General features: G+C 42.6%; 17 protein-coding genes. 16 read left to right on the forward strand and 1 reads right to left on the reverse strand.

Going from position 1 to position 21,066, the window contains the following annotated elements; translation table 11 throughout:
• Nucleotides 1–6: 6 nt before the first annotated feature.
• The 7 genes from ACPWSO_RS11665 to ACPWSO_RS11695 all read left to right on the forward strand — a co-directional run bounded on the left by ACPWSO_RS11665 (nt 7) and on the right by ACPWSO_RS11695 (nt 7,220).
• Nucleotides 7–756 (forward strand): Stp1/IreP family PP2C-type Ser/Thr phosphatase, encoded by a 750-nt coding sequence (locus ACPWSO_RS11665; protein ID WP_426083524.1) that lies wholly within the window; start codon nt 7–9, stop codon nt 754–756.
• Nucleotides 753–2,930, forward strand: coding sequence for a Stk1 family PASTA domain-containing Ser/Thr kinase (gene pknB / locus ACPWSO_RS11670; protein WP_426083526.1), 2,178 nt, complete (start codon nt 753–755; stop codon nt 2,928–2,930). Before ACPWSO_RS11665 ends, pknB begins: the two co-directional genes overlap by 4 nt.
• Nucleotides 2,931–3,069: 139 nt before the next feature.
• On the forward strand, nt 3,070–3,990 hold the full coding sequence (gene rsgA / locus ACPWSO_RS11675) for a ribosome small subunit-dependent GTPase A (protein ID WP_426083528.1): 921 nt from the start codon (nt 3,070–3,072) through the stop codon (nt 3,988–3,990).
• 60 nt (nt 3,991–4,050) lie between these two features.
• Nucleotides 4,051–4,704: a ribulose-phosphate 3-epimerase gene (gene rpe, locus ACPWSO_RS11680; protein WP_426083530.1), complete on the forward strand. Its 654-nt coding sequence runs from the start codon at nt 4,051–4,053 to the stop codon at nt 4,702–4,704.
• Nucleotides 4,701–5,339 carry a thiamine diphosphokinase gene (locus ACPWSO_RS11685; RefSeq protein ID WP_426083532.1) on the forward strand — a complete coding sequence of 213 codons (639 nt, stop codon included), beginning with the start codon at nt 4,701–4,703 and terminating at the stop codon, nt 5,337–5,339. The genes rpe and ACPWSO_RS11685 overlap by 4 nt, the downstream gene beginning before the upstream one ends.
• Nucleotides 5,340–5,497: 158 nt before the next feature.
• Nucleotides 5,498–6,319, forward strand: coding sequence for a helix-turn-helix domain-containing protein (locus tag ACPWSO_RS11690; protein WP_426083534.1), 822 nt, complete (start codon nt 5,498–5,500; stop codon nt 6,317–6,319).
• Nucleotides 6,312–7,220: a DMT family transporter gene (locus tag ACPWSO_RS11695; protein WP_426083536.1), complete on the forward strand. Its 909-nt coding sequence runs from the start codon at nt 6,312–6,314 to the stop codon at nt 7,218–7,220. The genes ACPWSO_RS11690 and ACPWSO_RS11695 overlap by 8 nt, the downstream gene beginning before the upstream one ends.
• A 232-nt stretch (nt 7,221–7,452) precedes the next feature.
• On the opposite strand, the gene rpmB is transcribed toward ACPWSO_RS11695, so the two are convergent.
• Nucleotides 7,453–7,641: a 50S ribosomal protein L28 gene (gene rpmB / locus ACPWSO_RS11700; protein WP_426083538.1), complete on the reverse strand. Its 189-nt coding sequence runs from the start codon at nt 7,639–7,641 to the stop codon at nt 7,453–7,455.
• A gap of 454 nt (nt 7,642–8,095) precedes the next feature.
• Here rpmB and ACPWSO_RS11705 point away from each other — a divergent pair, with 454 nt between their 5' ends.
• The 9 genes from ACPWSO_RS11705 to ftsY all read left to right on the forward strand — a co-directional run bounded on the left by ACPWSO_RS11705 (nt 8,096) and on the right by ftsY (nt 21,051).
• Entirely contained in the window at nt 8,096–8,458 is a 363-nt protein-coding gene (locus ACPWSO_RS11705; protein WP_086348579.1) for an Asp23/Gls24 family envelope stress response protein, read from the forward strand.
• Nucleotides 8,459–8,526: 68 nt separating this feature from the next.
• Entirely contained in the window at nt 8,527–10,206 is a 1,680-nt protein-coding gene (locus ACPWSO_RS11710) for a DAK2 domain-containing protein (protein ID WP_426083540.1), read from the forward strand.
• A 483-nt stretch (nt 10,207–10,689) separates the two neighbouring features.
• Entirely contained in the window at nt 10,690–12,729 is a 2,040-nt protein-coding gene (recG, locus tag ACPWSO_RS11715) for an ATP-dependent DNA helicase RecG (RefSeq protein WP_426083542.1), read from the forward strand.
• Between the two features lie 54 nt (nt 12,730–12,783).
• Nucleotides 12,784–13,779, forward strand: a complete 996-nt coding sequence (plsX, locus tag ACPWSO_RS11720; protein ID WP_426083544.1) for a phosphate acyltransferase PlsX — start codon at nt 12,784–12,786, stop codon at nt 13,777–13,779.
• 163 nt (nt 13,780–13,942) lie between these two features.
• On the forward strand, nt 13,943–14,182 hold the full coding sequence (gene acpP, locus ACPWSO_RS11725; RefSeq protein ID WP_426083546.1) for an acyl carrier protein: 240 nt from the start codon (nt 13,943–13,945) through the stop codon (nt 14,180–14,182).
• A 299-nt stretch (nt 14,183–14,481) separates the two neighbouring features.
• The gene (gene rnc / locus ACPWSO_RS11730; RefSeq protein WP_426083548.1) at nt 14,482–15,174 is read left to right on the forward strand and encodes a ribonuclease III; all 693 of its coding nucleotides are present in this window, start codon (nt 14,482–14,484) and stop codon (nt 15,172–15,174) included.
• 253 nt (nt 15,175–15,427) lie between these two features.
• Nucleotides 15,428–19,006, forward strand: coding sequence for a chromosome segregation protein SMC (smc, locus tag ACPWSO_RS11735; protein ID WP_426083550.1), 3,579 nt, complete (start codon nt 15,428–15,430; stop codon nt 19,004–19,006).
• An 18-nt stretch (nt 19,007–19,024) separates the two neighbouring features.
• Nucleotides 19,025–19,852 carry a Cof-type HAD-IIB family hydrolase gene (locus ACPWSO_RS11740; protein WP_426083552.1) on the forward strand — a complete coding sequence of 276 codons (828 nt, stop codon included), beginning with the start codon at nt 19,025–19,027 and terminating at the stop codon, nt 19,850–19,852.
• Nucleotides 19,852–21,051, forward strand: a complete 1,200-nt coding sequence (gene ftsY, locus ACPWSO_RS11745) for a signal recognition particle-docking protein FtsY (protein WP_426083554.1) — start codon at nt 19,852–19,854, stop codon at nt 21,049–21,051. The genes ACPWSO_RS11740 and ftsY overlap by 1 nt, the downstream gene beginning before the upstream one ends.
• The last annotated feature ends 15 nt before the right edge of the window (nt 21,052–21,066 follow it).

The following is a 21,066-nucleotide window of genomic DNA, read 5'->3' on the forward strand; positions in this document are numbered from 1 at the left end:
AAACAAGTGGAAATCAATTTTCAAACAGATGTTGGGCGTAAACGTAATACCAACCAGGATTACGCTGGCGTATTCGAGAATCAGGCGGGTATCCCGCTGGCTATCTTAGCTGATGGGATGGGCGGCCATCTTGCCGGAGATGTGGCAAGTGAAATGGCTGTCAATCATCTTGGCGAGCGCTGGACAGCAGCTGATATCAGCAGTGCCGATAAAGCAGCACAGTGGCTGATTCAGCTGATTCAGGAAGAAAACGAAGCGATTTATGAAAAAGGACAATCCGTACCAGAGTATGCCGGGATGGGAACAACCATCGTTGGTGCAGTTTTACTGGAGCAGTCCTTTGTGCTGGCAAATATTGGCGATAGCCGAGCTTATTTAGTCCGCAACGGACAACTGGTCCAGCTGACAGAAGACCATTCGCTCGTCAACGCACTGGTGAAATCCGGTGAAATTACAGAGGAGATGGCAGCAAATCACCCTCGAAAAAACGTTTTGACCCGTTCGCTGGGTATGCCGAATACTGTAGAAGTTGATGTAGCTAGTCATTTAAGAGTAGATGATGATTATATATTGTTGTGTTCTGATGGATTAACCAACATGGTTCCTGAAGCGCTGATTTTGGAAACACTGCTTTCCGAACACTCTTTAGAGGAAAAAGTGAACTTGCTGATTTCTCTAGCTAATGAGGCTGGAGGTATGGATAATATTACGGTATTAGTCATACACTTTGATAAGGATAAGGAGGGGAACCAATGATAGAAATCGGCAGAAAACTAAATGGCCGTTATCAGATTATTGGAAATATTGGCAGCGGCGGTATGGCCAATGTATTCTTAGCTCATGATTTGATTCTCGATCGGGATGTAGCAGTAAAGGTACTGCGTTTTGACTTCCAAAACGATCAGGCAGCTATTCGGCGCTTCCAGCGTGAAGCTCTTGCCGCTACTGAGTTGGTCCATCCGAATATCGTTAGTGTCTATGATGTGGGTGAGGAAGACGGCTTACAATATCTGGTAATGGAGTACGTTAAAGGCATGGATTTGAAGCGTTATATTCAAACCCGTTACCCAATGATGTATGGTACAGTTGTAGATATTATGGAGCAGATTTTATCTGCAGTTGCACTGGCTCATGAACATCGGATTATTCACCGTGACTTAAAGCCTCAAAATATTCTGATAGACGAAGATGGCGTAGTAAAGATTACGGATTTCGGGATTGCAATTGCTCTTTCTGAAACATCGATTACTCAGACTAATACAATGCTGGGGTCTGTACACTATCTGTCTCCAGAGCAGGCTAGAGGAAGCATGGCAACCAATCAGTCAGATATTTATGCCGTGGGTGTAATACTTTATGAGATGCTGACAGGAAACGTTCCGTTTGATGGAGAGTCTGCGGTGACGATTGCATTGAAGCATTTTCAAGAGGAAATCCCTTCTGTTCGGGCATTTGATGCAAATGTTCCCCAATCACTGGAAAACGTTGTTTTACATGCGACAGCTAAAGATCCTGCTGACCGGTATAAGACAGCGGAGGAAATGTCTGAAGATTTATATACGGTATTAGCCGCTAATCGTCTAAATGAACCAAGGTGGGAGCCAACAGCACTTATGGGAGAGACCAAGGTACTGACGCCGTTGCCAGAGGAGATGCCAGAGGCCTTCGCAGCGATGGAAGAACCTAAAGAAGCCGCTATAGAAGCAGAAACACCAGAAGAAGTAACTGTTGGGAAACCAAAAAAGAAGAAAAAACAGATTATCATAATCGTTGGTCTCCTGCTGCTGGCACTTGTAGCGATAGGGGTAGGCTTATTTTATGCAGGCAGCAGTAAAGGCGAAGTGAAGGTTCCTGATGTTCGGGACAAAACAGAAGCGGAGGCCCGCAAATTGTTGGAAGATGCTGAGTTGACTGTAGTTGACGATGTGAAGCAACTGCCTGATGATACAATCGCCGAGGGAAACGTTGTTAAAACAGACCCTGAAGCAAAATCATCGGTTAAAAAAGGCCGGGAAGTGACGCTGTACATCAGCACTGGAAATAAGAAAATCAATATGGCAGACTATACGGGCGATAACTATAAGGATGCCATTGAAGCAATGAAGAAATTAGGCTTCCCTGAAAGCAATATCAAGATTGAAAAGGAAAACAGCTCTGAAGTTAGTGCGGATAAGATCATCCGTCAAACACCTGAAGCGAATACAGAGGTCGATCCAAAGACCGATCAGGCGACACTAGTGGTCAGCATGGGACCTGAAAATGTTACGTTGGATAACTATGTGGGCTATAGCTATGATAATGCGGTAGCAGCTTTGCTGACTTTAGGTATCAAGGAAGGTAATATCAATTATGCCGAAGAAGCCAGTGACACAGTAGGTCCAGGGCTGGTTATTTCTCAAAATCCAGGAGCAGGAACATCGTTTGATCCATCAAATGATAAGATTACCCTGACTGTTAGTACTGGCTCAGATAAGATTACCCTGGGCAATTATGCTGGCTACAGCTATGATAATGCAGTAAATGCTTTGGCAGCAGAGGGAATTAGTGCCGACCGGATTACTAAGGAAGAACAAGCCAGTGATTCTGTAGAGAGCGGTTCTGTTATTTCCCAAGAACCTGCTGCTGGCTCTACGTTCGACCCTAAGACCGGTCGTATCAAGCTGATTGTAAGTAAGGGCGCAGAATTAGTTAAGGTTCCTAATGTAGGAACAATGACTAGACAGGCTGCAAAATCTGAGTTGGAAAAAGAAGGTTTTGTGGTCGTTGAGCAAGTGGAAAATTCAACACAGACCAAGGATACGGTGATACGAACAGACCCGGCTGCTGGTTCAAGCATCAAGAAGGGATCCACAGTGACAATTATCTATTCAAGTGGTCCAGCTGACCCTACGCCTCAGAATGATCAAAATAAAGAAGAGACAGATCAGTAATTTGTTTATTGGATGTTTCGTTTAATAAAAGAGTTTGGAGTGATATACTTCAAGCTCTTTTATGTTTTTTTGAGTGAAGAACCGTGGAGCTGTTTCAGTGCTGTTCTTGCTTTTTCTTTTTTTTTCTTGTATATTCGGAGTGGTTAGGAGTGATAGATTGAACGGTCAAATCAGAAAAGCACTAAGTGGTTTTTATTATGTATATGCAGAAGGTGAAACATATCAAACCAGAGCCAGAGGGAATTTTAGAAACCGAAAAATTACACCTTTGGTAGGGGATGATGTGATTTTTGAAAGCGATAACCTGACAGATGGCTACTTGCTGGAAATTCTTCCCAGAGAAAACGAACTGGTCCGTCCATCTGTAGCGAATGTTGATATTGGTGTTGTAGTTATGAGTATGATCGAACCGAATTTTTCGTATAATTTACTTGATCGTTTTTTAGTTGCCTTGGAACACAAAAGAATTCAGCCAGTTATTTATTTGACAAAAATTGATTTACTAGAGGAAGCAGGACTTAAGCAGCTGGATAATATCCGGCAGGTTTATCAATCGTCGTATCCAATAATTATTGGCGACCGCTCTGATGAAGATCAGCGCTCAATTCGTGAACTGGAACAATATTTCCCTGATCGGCTGACTGTATTTATGGGACAGTCTGGTGCAGGAAAATCGACACTCTTGAATAAGATATCACCTGAACTTCAGCTGACGACTGGAGAAATCTCCGAAGCACTGGGCCGTGGGAAACATACAACGCGTCACGTGGAATTAATTCCCTTGTACGATGGCTTGGTGGCGGATACACCAGGCTTTAGTTCGATTGAATTTTTGGAGATGGATGCAGTTGAACTGCCAAAACAGTTTCCCGAATTTGTTAAAGCCTCAACAGGCTGTAAATTTAGAGAGTGCATGCATCGAAAAGAGCCGGGCTGTGAAGTCAAAAAAGAAGTAGCAGAAGGAACTATTGCTCAAGTCAGATATGACAACTATCTACAATTTTTATCTGAAATAGAGGATCGTAGACCTGTGTATAAGAAAAAAAGTAAAGGAAATTAGCTGCTGCGTTTACCCTTCGTGTGGGAGAAAGGAACGCTGCAATTTAGGAGGAGAGCAAGAATGAAAATAGCACCATCGATTTTAAGTGCAGATTTTGCGAATTTAGAAAGAGACATCCAGTTAGTAGAAAAACTGGGGGCAGACTACATTCACGTAGATGTCATGGACGGTCAATTTGTTCCGAATATTACGCTGGGTCCTAATGTAGTCTCAGCGATTCGTCCAGTAACAAAGCTGCCGCTGGATGTTCATTTAATGATTCAGCAGCCGGAAAAATTCATTGATGCATTTGCTGAGGCAGGAGCAGATATTATTACCGTTCATCAGGAGGCTACGCCTCATATTCATCGGGCGATGCAGATGATTAAAGCAGCTGGTGTAAAGGCTGGTGTAGTCATTAATCCAGGGACTCCTTTGAGCACTATTGAGCATGTTTTGGATATGGCTGATTTAGTATTGATTATGACGGTGAATCCGGGCTTTGGAGGTCAAAGCTTTATCGAGAGTCAGTTGGATAAAATTGCTCAACTGAAGGAATGGAAGGAAACGAAAGGCTATACGTATGAGATTGAAGTAGATGGCGGTATCGTACCTGAAACAGCTGCGAAGTGTAAGGAAGCTGGTGCCGATGTTTTTGTCGCCGGTTCCTATATCTATAATGCGGAAAATCCAAAGGAACGTATCGATGCGTTAAGAGATGTGTTGAATAAATGAAGGTTTTGATTGTCGCCGGAGGCTCATCTGCTGACTGGCCTCCGCTTGAGAAAACAGATTATGACTTTTTTACAGGAGTAGACCGGGGCAGCTTGTTTATATTGGAGAATAATTGGCCATTGGATCTAGCTGTAGGAGATTTTGATTCTTTGTCCAATCAGGAGAAGCAGCTTGTGAAAAAGGAAGCGAAAGAATTCTATCCGGCCCAAGTGGAAAAAGATGACACTGACACCCAATTAGCGCTGGCAAAGGTGCTGGAACAGATGCCAAATGCTGAGATTACAATAATTGGAGCTGCCGGCGGGCGGCTGGATCACTTTTTAGCCAATTTATGGCTGCCGCTGGAGCCTCGTTTTCAGCCGTTTATTCGACAGATTCACTTGAAGAATCAGCAGAATACAATCAGCTATTACTTACCAGGAGAGTATACTGTTTATCGTGAACCTGAGATGTCTTATCTAGCTTATTGTTGTTTAACAGCTGTTAGTGATCTTACATTAAAAGACAGCAGGTATTTACTTCATGAGCAGCAAGTACCTGTGCCTACCTCGTACGCCAGTAATGAGTTTATTGGAGATACTGCAAGCTTTACCTTTACAGCGGGTGTGATTGCAGTGATCCAGAGCAAAGACTAGCATTAATAAAAATAGTCAAATTTTTTCATTTAAACCGATTTCTGAAAGCTAGACCCAAATCTAGCTTTCGGAGATCGGTAATTTTTTTAGAAAAATGTCAATTTTGTACAATACACTAAAGTCATTTTAAGTATAATAGGGCAAAGGGGAGGGGTAGTATGGAAAAACGACTTGTCGTATTTGATTCAGATTTATCTATAGAAGCTTATCAGTTTCAAGGCGTTAAACAGAAATTCCCTAATCATTTTCATGAATTTTACGTTATTGGATTTATTGAAAAGGGGCGGCGCTTTTTGTCGTGTAAGCAACAGGAATATATAGTTGAAGCTGGCGATTTGCTGTTGATTAATCCTTACGATAATCATTTTTGCGAACAGCTAGGTGAAGAGACATTGGATTATCGAAGTATTCACATTAGTCCGCTGGTTATGCTGGAGCTGACGGAACGAATTATTGGGTTGAGAAAACGGCTCTTGTTTTCTCAAAATGTCATCCCAGCCTATACAAATCTAACAGCGTTAAAAGAGCTGCATTCTCTCATGGTGACATCAGCTGATAGTCATAGGAAAACAGAGGCTCTTGATCAATGTTTAAAAAGAATACTTATTGAATACTCTGACTATGAGGGGACACAAGCATATGAATATTCAGACGTGGTTGAGCAGGTGTGCAGCTATATTAACAAGTACTATGCTGAAGCAATCGTGATGGAGGAGCTTAGTGAACAGTTCGGAGTTAATCAGTTTACATTGATACGCCAATTTGTAAAGGATAAAGGGGTTACCCCTCATCAGTACTTGCGGACAGTTCGTATTAGTAAAGCACAAAAACTGTTGGAACAAGGAATTCCGCCTGCCCAGGCAGCAACAGACAGCGGTTTTTCAGATCAGAGTCATTTTTCAAGATATTTTAAGCATTTGATTGGTGTGACACCAAAACAGTATATGGATATTTTTCATCAGGAGGGATTAAATGCATAAAGGGATAAATGGAAAAGTAAGAGGACACATTGGAGCGATTTTTACAGTAGGCGTATGGGGGACAACGTTTATCTCCTCCAAGCTTTTACTCGCGGAATTTACTCCGTTTCAGTTATTATTCTCCAGATTTTTATTAGGGTATCTTTTTCTATGGCTGATTTGCCCCAAAGTATTGAAGCCTCAAGGGAAAAAAGAGGAAGGGATTTTTGCTTTGGCCGGACTGCTGGGGATTACATCGTATTATTTTGTGGAAAACATTGCGTTGACTTATACAAATGCTTCTAACGTAGGCGTAGTTGTTTCGTTGGCCCCTTTTTTCACAGTATTACTTGCAAAATGGCTGACTGCGGAAAAGCAAGTGAATGGTTATTTTTATGTGGGCTTAGTAGTGGCTTTATCAGGTATTGCTATTATTAGCTTTGGTAGCTTTTCCGAGTTGAAAATACACCCTGTTGGCGATTTTTTAGGAATTTTAGCAGCATTTATCTGGGCAGCATATTCGCTCTTATCCAGAAAAATCAGTGAATTTGGACATAACTTATTGTTGGCGACACGCCGGACTCTTTTTTACGGACTTCTTTTTATGCTGCCGATTCTTCTTTTTTCAAAAGAATCTTTTCCTCGGATTTCTGAATGGTCTAGCGATGCGGTACTCAATATCCTATTTCTGGGGATTGGTGCTTCTGCAATATGCTTTGTCACATGGAACTACAGCGTCAGTGTGTTGGGTGCAGTGCAGGCAAGTATGTATATCTATGCTGTTCCAGCCATTACAGTGATAACTTCTGTTCTGTTTCTAAAAGAAAGCTTTACACCGGCAGTGGCACTGGGTACGTTTTTGACAACAGCAGGATTGTTTCTTTCCGAGAAGTCATCCAGCAAAGAAATCGAGTATGATTAAAATCGGGCTGTATACGCCTCGTAACGAAATTCTACTGGGTTCTGTTCCAGTTGCTTATGCTGTTAGGAGATACTATTCTTTGTGCTCAGCGAGGCTCCTTAGAGAAAGTGATTTTAACAATTTCAGTTCTATTTCAGTTGCAGCTGGTAGTTAAAAGTTCCCGTAGAAGTCAACCCAGCCCAAACAAAAAAACCTGTTTCCGTATCGGAAACAGGTTTTGAATTATAATCTATTAAACACGCTCGATTTTACCAGATTTCAAAGCACGAGTTGACACCCAAACTTTTTTAGGTTTACCATCTACTAATACACGAACTTTTTGTAGATTTGGTTTAATAGTACGTTTTGTTGCGTTCAAAGCATGAGAACGGTTATTTCCGCTGCTTGTTTTACGACCAGTAAAGTAACATACTTTTGCCATTGTTAATTTCCTCCTTTGCTTTGATCTTGGAGCGATAGTCTTCTGCTCATACCAGACTAATTTATCATATTCAGATTAATTTTGCAAGAAAATTTTTGTTTTTACAGGTCTTTCCTGAAAATTTCCATGAGAACAACTGATGTACACTGAGGTAAAAGCATCCTATTTTGAGAAACAAGGTTGAAATCACAGGGGTTAGCGGCGGGCGTACTTGACTCTATTAGATGGTATCCTGTTTTAATGTGTTTCCTGATAGGTGAATGTGCCATAGGCCGTCTAAAATAATAGTGACATATTGACTTATTTATTCTAATGACGAATGTTTATTTTTGTATAAAGCCGAGCGCTTTCCCTCGATTCTTGGATTTCCTTTCTTTTCATTAACCTTCAGCTATGTTAGAATGTTAAGGAAGAAAATAGGGCAAGTATGCTCTTATAAGGAGGCTTTTCATCAATGGCTGTAAAAATCAAAACATCAGCAGGTACCATTGAGATTACCAATGAGGTGATTGCCACTGTGGTTGGTGGTGCCGCTACAGATATTTACGGAATCGTCGGCATGGCTAGTAAAAATCAAATTAAAGATAATCTGAATGAGATTTTACGTAGAGAAAACTATTCGAAGGGCGTTGTGGTCCGTCAGGAAGAAAATGGCGTGGCTGTCGATGTTTATACAATCGTAAGCTACGGTACGAAAATTTCTGAGGTTTCCCGCAATGTGCAGGAAAAAGTAATGTATAATCTTGAAACATTACTGGGAGTTACTGCAAATTCTGTCAATGTGTTTGTGCAAGGGGTTCGTGTGCTGCCAGACTAGGACAGCCTGCTGCCGGAAATGAGCAGCAGCTCAATAGACCTGCAGTGATCTAAAGGAGGATATTTTAGGTGAATGTAACAGAAATCAGCGCAAGTCAGTTCCAAGAAATGGTTCAGGCAGGTGCTTCTCGTCTGCACGTAAATGCAGAGTATGTCAACTCGTTGAATGTTTTCCCTGTGCCGGACGGCGATACAGGAACAAATATGAATTTATCGATGACCAGCGGTGCAAAGGCAGTGTCCGATTCTCCCTCTGAGAAAGTTGGGGAATTAGCAACTGCGTTATCTAAAGGTTTGCTGATGGGAGCCCGGGGAAATTCCGGTGTTATTCTGTCGCAATTATTCAGAGGCTTTTCAAAGCATATTCCAGATGTTGTAACCTTGAATGCCAAGGACTTGGCAGCAGCTCTTACACATGGAGTGGAAACAGCCTATAAAGCGGTAATGAAGCCAGTCGAAGGAACTATTCTGACGGTTTCCCGTGAAGCAGCGCGTTCTGGTGAACGCAAAGCAAAGGAATCAGATGACTGTATTGAAGTAATGGAGGCTGTAGTTAAGGGAGCCAAGCGTGCCCTTGATAAGACGCCGGATTTACTTCCTGTACTAAAAGAGGTCGGTGTAGTCGACAGCGGCGGCCAAGGTCTACTGTTTATTTATGAAGGTTTTTTAGACGCTCTTTCCGGTAATTATGACCCAGCAGCAGTTTATGAACCGACACCAGGTGAAATGGATGAGATGGTGAATGCAGAGCATCACCGCAGTGTGCAAGGACAGCTGTCAACAGAGGATATTACGTTTGGTTATTGTACCGAAATCATGGTTCAGATTGGTGAAGGACCAACTGTAGACAGCAACTTTGACTACGATACATTTAGAAATTATCTGGATGGTCTGGGAGACTCGCTGTTAGTAGTCAACGATGATGAAATCATCAAGGTTCATGTTCACACGGAACACCCTGGTGAAGTAATGAATTACGGACAAAAATTTGGTTCTCTGGTAAAAGTAAAGGTTGACAACATGCGCCTGCAACATGAAACAATTCTTGAGCATGACCAGCAGGGAACTGCTGCTCCTGTGAAAAAAGCCCGTGTTCCATACGCAGTGATTGCAATTGCTGCTGGATCAGGTGTACAAGAGTTATTCAGAAGTTTAGGTGCCAGCTACATTATCAGCGGCGGACAGACAATGAATCCAAGTACAGAAGATATCCTTAAAGCGGTGAAAGAAGTCAATGCCGACAAGGTAGTCATTCTGCCAAACAATAAAAACATCTTCATGGCTGCAGACCAGGCAGCTGAGGTGGCAGATATTCCAGTCGTTGTTGTACCATCTAAAACAATCTCTCAAGGCATGACTGCGATGCTGGCCTTTAATGAACAGCAAACACTTGAGGAAAACAAAGCAAGCATGACTGCGATGCTGGATAGTGTTGTCAGCGGACAAGTAACGACAGCAGTTCGTGATACAACAATAGATCATGTTGAAATCAAAAAAGATGATTATCTGGGAATGGTTGACGGCAAGATAGTGATTTCTGAGCCGGATATGTATACTGCCTCTTTAGATACATTGAAGCGTATGGTGGATGAGGATACAGAAATTGTAACAATCATCATCGGTGAAGGCGGAACTGCCGCAGAAGCTGAAAAACTTGCTGCCGACTTGACCACTGAGTATGAAGATTTAGAAACAGAAATTCACGAAGGAAATCAGCCGGTTTATCCGTACCTGTTTTCAGCTGAATGATTGAGTACATCTGTGAGTAAAAATTGTTTAAAATAACCGTTTTACTCGTACAATTATAAAGAGCCTGCGATTGGGACAGAAGTGATTCGCTTCAGGAGACAAGAAGAATTCTACAAGACTTCTTGTCTTAGCGGCTGCTTCTGTCCTATTCTTTATTTTATTGGTAAAGGGAGTATAAACTACTTATAGTTATAAAATCGGTAATATCAAGGAGAAATAAGGGAGTATTTAGCGAATATCCAGCTTCATGAGCAAGCACTTTTCGGCAATGAGCCGAGCTGGTAGCATGCATGGTAAGGAGTATTATGGAACTGGATCCTGCCAATTGCTCAAGAGCTGAACAAACTCCTGCAGATTTTCTAGTTGATTCAAGTAGTGTACGGACAGTTGGGGTTAATGACAGTAGCTGTCGTTTTTACTGATATTTAAGAAGAGTAAATGAGTGATACATAGAGAGACAAACATAATGAGAAAGGAGGCGTGATGATGAAGCTAACAGATCCTCTTCATACTCTTTCAGGCGTAGGGCCGAAAAGAGCTGAGGCATTTAGTGAGCTGGGCATTTATACGGTGCTGGATTTGCTTACCTACTATCCCTTCCGATATGAAGATATTCAGGAGAAGGAAATAGAAGAAATACAAGATCAGGAAAAAGTTACATTAAAAGGGTTAGTTGTTTCAGAGCCTGTTCTCAGTCGCTACGGCTATAAAAAAAGCCGGCTGAATTTTCGAATCATGCAGGATCATGCGGTGATTAATGTGTCCTTCTTTAATCAGCCCTATTTAAAAGACAAAATCATTTTGTCAGAGGAAATTGCTGTTTACGGGAAGTGGGATGCCAAAAGAAAAGCGCTAAATGGCATGAAGATTCTTGCTTCTAAAAATGAAGGCGAAGATTTTGCGCCTATTTATCATGTGAATAAACGTGTTCGCCAAAGCAGTCTGATTCAGCTGATACGCACTGGATTTGATACATATGGTCATCTAGTGGAAGAGACTCTGCCGCTGGAGCTGATGCAGAAATATCGTTTGATGGATCGTCAGGAAGCAATGTTTGCTATGCATTTTCCGAAAAATCCGGAAGAAAGTCATTTAGCCAAGCGGCGGATGGTCTTTGAAGAATTTTTGCTTTTTCAGCTGAAGATGCAGGGGCTGAAGAAGCAGGAGAAGGCAGAAAAAAACGGTTTAGCTATTCAATATGACGTGCAGCGGTTAAAGGCTTTTACTAAAAGGCTGCCTTTTGAGTTGACGCAGGCGCAGAAGAAAGTAACCAATGAAATCTGTCGGGATTTGATGAGTCCTCAACATATGCAGCGGCTGCTGCAAGGGGATGTTGGGAGCGGGAAAACCGTTGTTGCAGCTATTGCGCTGTATGCTGTGATGACGGCTGGTTTCCAAGGTGCCCTGATGGTTCCAACAGAAATTTTAGCTCAGCAGCATATGGAAAGCCTTCAGCAGCTCTTTGACCCATTAGAGGTTCGTACAGCACTTCTGACAGGTTCGACCCGGGCGAAGGAACGTCGGGAGATTTTAGAGCAGCTGGCTTCTGGAGAAATTGATGTGATTATTGGTACTCATGCCTTGATTCAGGATGATGTGGTTTTTCGACGTCTTGGACTTGTTATTACAGATGAACAGCACCGCTTTGGTGTGAATCAGCGGAAAATTTTAAGGGAAAAAGGACAAAAGCCGGATGTTCTGTTTATGACAGCTACGCCAATCCCAAGAACGTTAGCAATTACTGCTTACGGAGAAATGGATGTTTCGATTATTGATGAGATGCCGGCTGGCCGGATTCCCATAGAGACCCGCTGGATACGTCCGCCTCAGCTGGATACAGTGTTGGAATGGACGACAAAAGAGCTGGCCCGTGGACATCAGGCATATGTAATTTGTCCGCTAATTGAGGAATCTGAGGCATTAGACGTTAAAAATGCAACAGAAATTTTTGAACATATGTCGGAATTTTTTAGCCCTGACTATCAAGTAGGACTGCTTCACGGAAAAATGAAAAATCAGGAAAAAGATGAGATTATGCAGCAGTTTAAAGAGAATAAGCTGCAACTGCTCGTGTCCACAACCGTAATTGAAGTGGGAGTCAATGTTCCAAACGCAACAATTATGCTGATTATGGATGCGGACCGTTTTGGATTGGCTCAGCTTCATCAGCTTAGAGGTCGTGTTGGTCGTGGCTCAGAAGCCTCTTATTGTATTTTGGTTGCCAATCCTAAAAATGAGATGGGAATTGAGCGAATGAAGATTATGACGGAAACAAACAATGGATTTGTTCTTAGTGAGAAAGATTTGGAGCTTAGAGGGCCTGGAGAAGTCTTTGGTGCCCGCCAATCAGGCTTGCCCGAGTTTGCAATTGGCGATATCGTGACAGACTTTAATATTCTGGAAGCAGCCCGTCAGGAAGCCAGCTTAATCTGGAAGAAAAAGCAATGGTGGCTGCTTCCCGACTATAGGGATTTGGCTGAGGAGGTTCAGCCCGCTGAAGGAGAGCATCAGTATTTTGATTAGCAGAAAATATGCTATACTTAATTAGATTGAGCAAAGAAATAGGAGGAATCATTTATGAGAATCGCCGTTGATGCGATGGGTGGAGATAATGCACCTCAAGCAATCGTTGAAGGTGTGATGCTGGCAAAGAAAGATTTTCCAGATATTGAGTTTTTACTTTATGGTAAAGAAGAAGCAATCAGAGAATATGTAACAGATGAAAAAAATATTACGATTATTCATACAGATGAAAAAATAGCGAGTGATGACGAACCAGTCAAAGCAATTCGCCGTAAAAAAACGGCTTCTATGGTTCTAGCGGCTCAGGCAGTAAAAGAAGGTCAAGCAGATGCAGTATTCTCAGCAGGAAATACAGGTGCCTTGCTGGCGGCAGGCTTGTTTATTGTCGGACGGATTAAAAATGTGGAGCGTCCGGGCTTGATGTCTACGCTACCTGTATTAGGTCAGCCAAATGGCGGTTTTGATATGCTGGATTTAGGTGCGAATGCCGATAATAAGCCGGAGCATCTTGTGCAGTATGCAGTGCTGGGCTCATTTTATGCAAGTCGAGTTCGTGGAATTCAAAGTCCTAAAGTTGGTCTGTTGAATAATGGAACAGAAGAAAATAAGGGGAGTGAGCTAACTAAGAAATCATTTGAGCTGCTGTCTGAAAATAAAACGATTAATTTTATTGGTAATGTAGAAGCTAGAGATTTACTGAATGGACCTGCGGATGTTGTTGTGACAGACGGGTTTACCGGGAATGCAGTACTGAAGTCAATAGAAGGCACAGCGCTGAACATGATGTCGTTGTTAAAAACTTCAATTTTAGCAGAAGGTGTTAAGGGTAAGATGGGTGCCTTGATGCTGAAAAATGCCTTAAAGGGTATGAAAGAAGAGATGGATTATTCCAAGCATGGGGGTGCGGTTCTTTTTGGACTGAAAGCTCCAGTTGTTAAAACGCATGGTGCTACAGGGCCGGAAGCGGTTCGTTATACGATTCGCCAAATTCGGACAATGCTGATTACGGATGTTGTTGCTCAGCTAGTGGAATATTACGAAGGCAAGTAGGTAAAAACAGCGTTCTAATGCTGATTTTTGCAGTTGAATTGCAACTCAACTGTAATAAAATTGAAAAAAATGTAGACAAATGATAAATTTCTGAGTAAAATGTACCATAGTGCTTAAGACTTTTAAAGATTAATGTTTGTTAAAGCAGTGGAGGTGAAAGCAGTTGACTCGTGAAGAAGTATTAAAAAAAGTAGCGACGATTATCTCAAATCACTTTGATGTTGATGCAGAGAATGTGACAGATCAACTGAATATTAAAGATGACCTGAATGCAGATTCAATCAGTGTGATGGAATTTGTTTTAGAGTTGGAAGATGAATTCGGAACAGAAATTTCTGATGAAGATGCAGAGCAAATTGAAACCGTGGGTGCCGCTGTAGATTATATTGTCAATCATCTATAATTGATAAAATAGAGCAGGCTGGAAATAGGTTAAGAATTTCGCAAATACTGAGCTTTGCTGAGTGCTTCTTGTCAAATGGTTAGTATGGGATACTTGGCTTACCCAGTTATGTATTCGTGAATAAAGAGCAGGACGTAATCCTTTGTGGTTACAGTCCTGCTCTTTGCTTTTTTAGTTAGAACGATTCAGCAGCTGTTTTTTCATAAGTATTGCGGACAGTTTAAGTGACAACCTTTCAATATTCCATCAAAAAAAGTATAATAGAGAAGGTTGCAAATAATTTTAAAGGAATGTGGAGAATGAACAATCAGTTAACAGTTGAATTGAAAGAGCGTTACGGCATTGTTTTCCATGATGTCAATTTATTAGAGCAGGCTTTTACCCATTCATCCTATGTGAATGAGCATCGATATATGAAGCTTTCCGACAACGAACGTCTGGAATTCCTAGGGGACGCAGTCCTTGAGTTATTGGTCTCACAATATTTGTACAATAGCTTTCCAGAGCTTTCTGAAGGGAAACTAACAAAAATGCGGGCAGCAATTGTCCGTGAAGATAGCTTATCCAAATTCGCAAAGGAATGTCACTTTGATACCTATGTTCTTTTAGGTAAAGGTGAAGAAAATTCAAGCGGCAGAGAGCGCCCGGCATTGCTTTGTGATGTATTCGAAGCATTTTTAGGTGCGTTATATCTGGATCAGGATTTGGAAGCAGTTAGGGAATTTGCAGCCAAAGTTATCTTCCCGAAAATCGATGCAGGTGCTTTTTCACATGAGATGGATCATAAAACCCGGCTGCAGGAGGTTTTGCAGCGTCAGGGAGATGTGACGATTGACTATCGTCTAGTGAAGGAGGAGGGCCCGGCTCATGAACGTGTCTTCCATATCGAGGTTTTCCTAAATGATCAACTGATTGGAACAGGTCAAGGGAAATCGAAAAAACTAGCGGAGCAGGATGCGGCCGAAAGAGCATTGAAGGAATACTCTGAATAACAGAAGCAGCTGTAAAATATGAATCAATGAATTTTAAATGAGCTGACTGCCAGCGGCTTACTTAAAATTTATTGATTTGTTCAAAGTTTGACAGCTTGCTCAGCTTTTACATTATCCAGCTTCAAAAGTCAGCCCACTGCGGCAATAAGAGAAACTCTATCTGATGCTGAAGGGCATCATCGTCTAGTTTCCTACATTGCTCGTGGACTACCCGACTTTTTTAGCTTTTACTACTTGGAAGGAGCATGTACTCTTGTTTTTAAAACGAATCGAGATCGCGGGATTCAAATCCTTTGCCGATCGGACAGTAATAGAATTTGAAAACGGCGTGACAGCAGTTGTCGGACCGAACGGCAGCGGCAAGAGCAACATCACGGAAGCTGTCCGGTGGGTTTTGGGTGAGCAGTCAGCCAAGAGTCTGCGGGGCGGTAAGATGCCGGATATTATTTTTGCCGGTTCGGAAGGCAGAAAGCCGTTAAACATTGCAGAAGTAACAGTGGTTCTTGATAATAGAGACCATTATTTACCCTTGGATTTTTCTGAAATAAGCGTAACGCGACGTTATCGCCGGACGGGGGAAAGTGATTTCTTTATCAATAAGCAGGCATGCCGCTTAAAAGACATTCAGGACTTATTTATGGACTCCGGTTTAGGAAAGGAATCTTTCTCGATTATTTCTCAAGGGAAGGTCGAAGCGATTTTCAACAGTAAGCCAGAAGACCGCCGCGGTATTTTTGAAGAGGCTGCTGGCGTGTTGAAGTACAAGCAGCGGAAAAAAAAGGCTGAACAAAAATTATTTGAAACAGAAGATAATCTAAATCGTGTTCAGGATATTATTTATGAATTGGAAGATCAGCTGACTCCTCTTGCTGCGCAAAGCGAAGCAGCTAAGGAGTTTTTAGCGCTGAAAAAAACACTGACGGAAATTGATGTCAGCTTAACTGTCTCTGAAATTGAAGAAACCAAGGCTGTCTGGGAAGGCAAAGCCAAAGAGCTGGCAGATGTAGAAGCCGGATTAGCTGAAATCAGTCAGCGGATTCATCATTCAGAAGGGAAACTGCTTCAATTGAGAAGTCAGAGAAACCGTCTGGACGAACAGCTGGAACAACAACAGCAGCAGCTTTTAAAAATTACCGAAGCTTTGAAGCAGACAGAAGGTCAGAAACAGGTACTGATTGAACGGTCTAAGCATACATTGAAGACCACTAGTGAGTACCAGGAGTCCTTGGAAGAAACGGCAGAAAAGATTCAGCAGTTTCGTGAAGAGCTCCAAAAGTTGAAAGAAAAAAGAAATATAAAACAGCAGGAGCAGCAGGAGCTGACTATCGAAATAGAAAAAGCGGAGCAGGAAGTCGAGAAGTACAGCAAATCTTCAAAAGAATTGCTGGAAGAATTGCGTAGCGAATATGTAGAGGTCATGCAGTCCCAGGCAAACACAACGAATGACTTGAAGTATTTGGAGCGCCAGTATCAGCAGGAAACAGCTAAAAATCAGCAAGCTGTGGAAAAACATGAATCACTGGAAGCACAGCTTACCGCAGCTTCTAATGAGCAGGAAGTACTTATTGAACAGTTGGCAGAATCAGAAGCACAGCTGGAGCAGCAGCGTTCAGAATATACAGCTGCGAGAAAGCAGCAGGAGCAGGAACAGCAGGAGCTGGGAACCAGACAGAAGCAAATGTATCAGATGATGAATCAGGTGCAGCAGGTGAAGGCTCGCCGAAAGAGTCTACAGGAAATTCAGGAGAATTATGCTGGCTTTTATCAAGGCGTTCGAGCAGTTCTGAAGCAAAAGAATCAGCTGAATGGGATTGTCGGGGCTGTAGCTGAGCTGATTGAAGTACCTAAAGAGTACGCACTAGCAGTGGAAACTGCTCTGGGGGGGGCTGCCCAAAACGTTATTGTTGAAAATGAAACCGATGGCCGGGCTGCGATTACCTTTTTGAAGCAGCAGCATAGCGGACGTGCCACTTTTTTGCCGCTGACAACAATTAAACCGAGACAAATGTCTGCAGCAGTCCGCGAAAAAATAGATAGTATAGAAGGATTTCTAGGAATTGCCAGTGAACGTGTTCAATATCCAGAGAAGATTAGTCCAGTTATTCAAAATTTGCTAGGTGTTACTATTCTTGCCGCAAATTTGGAAAGTGCCAATCGCTTAGCTAAGCTGGTTCATTATCAGTATCGTGTAGTTTCACTTGACGGAGATGTTATGAACCCCGGCGGTTCAATGACTGGAGGAGCAACCAAAAAGGGAAATCAGGGAAGTCTGTTTTCTCAAACTCAAGAGCTTCAGGCGTTAACTGAGCAGCAGAAGCGCTTAGAACAGCAGCTTGCTGATAGTGAAGCATTGGTTCAGCAGTTGACAGAAAAAGTCAAAGGAACGACAGAGCGATTGGAACTGCTGCGTTCAGCTGGAGAAAAAAGCCGATTGAACCAGCAGGAGCTGGAAAACAAACGGGCGAATAAAGAAGAAACAGTCAACCGCCTGACTAAGGAAAAACGACTGTTTGAGTTTGAAAGCCGGGAGTTGCACCAGTTCTTAGAGGAATATCAGGAAAAACATCAAGAGCTTGAACAGCGGCAGCAGGAGCTGACAGGTGAAAAAGAACGCCTTGATCAGGAAATGAAGCAGATTGATCAGGAAGCCAGTCAGATGGAAACCTATAAGGCTAATGCTCAGGAACGTCTAAATCGGATTCAGGCAGAACAGGCAGTTGTCGGTGAACAGCTGACGCATTTGCAGGAACAAACATCGGACAAGCAGGCACAGCTGGATGAAATGCTTTTGCGGGAAAGCGGCTTGAAACAGCAGCTGCAGCAGCTGAGTAATCATTCTACTGACCATCAGGTAACCGAAGGCAGTTTAGAAGTGCAGTTGGAACAGCTGGCAGCGAAAAGAGCTGATCTGGAAACAAGTATTCAGGACGGGAAAATAAAACGTCAGGGACTGCAGGATCAGGTAGACGCTTTGGACAATAGTTTAACAGAAGAACACAAGCTGCAGCAGCAGACCTTAACGAATCAAACACAGATAGAAGTTACTAAGAATCGTTCTGAGATTAAGCTGGATAATGCTCTGCAGTATCTACAGGAAGAATATAATATGACCTATGAAAAGGCTGTAATGGACTACCAGCTGACAATGGCTGCTGAAATGGCTAAAACTGAGGTTCGACGGTTGAAGCAGGCAATTGATCGACTAGGACCAGTCAATTTGAATGCGATTGAGCAGTATGAGCAAGTAAACGAACGTCATGAGTTCCTGGCAACACAGCGGGACGATTTACTGGATGCGAAGGATCAGCTCTTTGAAACAATGGAGGAGATGGATCAGGAAGTGAAGCTTCGTTTCAGTGAAGTTTTTGAAGCAATTCGTGCTCAGTTTAAGGTTGTCTTTCCGAATATGTTTGGTGGTGGACGAGCCGAGCTGGTTTTGACCAATCCAGATGATTTGTTAAATACAGGGATTGAAATTGAAGCGCAGCCGCCAGGTAAAAAACTGCAAAGCCTGAGTTTACTTTCCGGCGGTGAGCGGGCGTTGACAGCCATTGCGCTGCTGTTCTCAATTATTCGTGTTCGACCAGTTCCCTTCTGTATTCTGGATGAGGTTGAGGCAGCATTGGATGATGCCAATGTTTCCCGCTTTGGTCATTACCTTAGTGATTTTGAAGACGAAACACAGTTTATAGTGGTTACCCACCGAAAAGGAACAATGGAGGCTGCGGATGTACTGTATGGTGTAACAATGCAGGAGTCAGGTGTCTCTAAGATAGTTTCGGTTCGTTTGGAGGATGTAAAAGAAGGCGGAGCAATCTCCACCAGTGCATAGAAAGCAGGAGGAAATGAAATGATCAAACTGATTGCCATTGATTTGGATGGAACACTGCTGAATAGCCAAAAGCAAATTAGCGCAGAAGATAAAAAAATCCTGCAGCAGGCAAAAGCACAAGGGATAAAGGTTGTCCTTTGCACAGGCCGTCCTTTGGCTGGTATTGAAATTTATTTGGAAGAGCTGGCTTTAACAGAGCCGGGAGATTATAGTATTACCTTTAACGGAGGATTAGTTCAAAAGAATGATACGGGTGAAATCATTGAAAAGGCATTGATGCCTTTGGAGAATATTCATGAGCTTCATGAATTGGCAGTAGCATTAAATGTCCCATTAGACGTTCTGTCTGACGGAACAGTTCTTCAACTGCCTACGTCATCTGAGTACACGTCTATTTACGGACAGTTGAACAATTTATTGACTTTTGAACCGACGAAGCTGGAACAAATGACTACAGATCGGATTTATAATAAGGCAGTTGTGGCAATTGATGCAGATTATCTGGATGAACGGATTAAAGAAATTCCAGCGGCATTTTACGAGCGGTATGAAGTGATTAAAACCCGTAGTAATTTATTGGAATTTATGCCAAAAGGCATTACAAAGGCGTATGGAATTTCACTGCTAGCTAGAGATTTGACTATTTCCCAAGAAGAAGTTATGGCAATTGGTGATGAAGAAAACGATTTGCCAATGATTGAATATGCCGGAATTGGCGTGGCAATGGAAAATGCTGTACCAATGGTTAAAGCTGCAGCAGATGTAGTAACCAAAACAAACGATCAGGCCGGTGTAGCCTATGCCGTGCAGAAATATGTGCTGGATGCACTGAAGGGAGCAGAGTGATGGGATTTTTTGATAAGATAAAAAACGCTTTTAAAGCGGATAAAAAGGCCGAGCAGGAGCAAGAAGAGCTAAAAGAAGAAGTTCAGGCCGAACCAGAACAACCAGAATCAGTGGAAACTGTCCCGACGGCGGATGGACATACTGAAAATACAGCTGATCATCAGTTATCTGAACCCGATGAATCTGTTGCACAGCCGATATCAGAAGAGCCTGCGCCTTTTACTGAACCAGTAGCTGAAGTAGAGGAAAAAGAAGAAATTCAGGTTCAGAAGAAATATGAAAAAGGACTGGAAAAAACCAGAAAAACTTTTTCTCAGCGCTTCAATGAGCTGATGGCAAATTTCCGTAGTGTGGATGAAGATTTCTTTGAAGAATTGGAAGAGACACTAATCGGTGCTGATGTCGGTTTTGAGACAGCGATTAAAATTACTGAAGAGCTGCGTCAGGAAGTAAAACTGCGCAATGCGAAGAAAACGGCAGAAGTACAAAATACAATCATTGAAAAAATGGTAAACCTGTATGAAGCTGAGGGTGTCGATGAGAACAATGCCCTGAATATTCAGGCAGGCGGGCTAACTGTTATTCTTTTTGTAGGAGTGAATGGTGTTGGTAAGACAACCAGTATTGGTAAGCTGGCCCATGAATTTAAGGAAGACGGTAAAAAAGTTCTGTTGGCAGCTGCCGATACTTTTCGGGCCGGCGCCATTGATCAACTTGTTGTTTGGGGCGAACGGGCCGGAGTAGAAGTCGTTCGCGGCAATGCCGGCGGCGATCCAGCGGCAGTTGTCTTTGATGCAGTCGCCCGAGCAAAAGCAGAAAACGCCGATATCCTACTGGTTGATACAGCGGGTCGCTTGCAGAACAAAGTTAATCTGATGAACGAGCTGGAAAAAATCAAGCGGGTCATTCAGCGGGAAATCCCTAATGCCCCTCATGAAGTTTTATTAGTAGTCGATGCAACAACTGGACAGAACGCAATGGCACAAGCCAAACAGTTCAAAGAAACAACAGATGTTACTGGACTGGTGCTGACCAAGCTGGACGGTACCGCCAAGGGTGGGATTGTTCTGGCAATCCGTAACGAACTTCATCTACCAGTAAAACTGGTCGGTTTAGGAGAAGGCATCAACGACCTAGAACCATTTGATGCTAATGATTTTGCCTTAGGTTTGTTTAAGGGCTTGTTGAAGGAAGAATAGAAGAGAGATGGAAAG

This window comes from Enterococcus sp. LJL51 (assembly GCF_049894025.1).
GTDB lineage: Bacteria > Bacillota > Bacilli > Lactobacillales > Enterococcaceae > Enterococcus_L.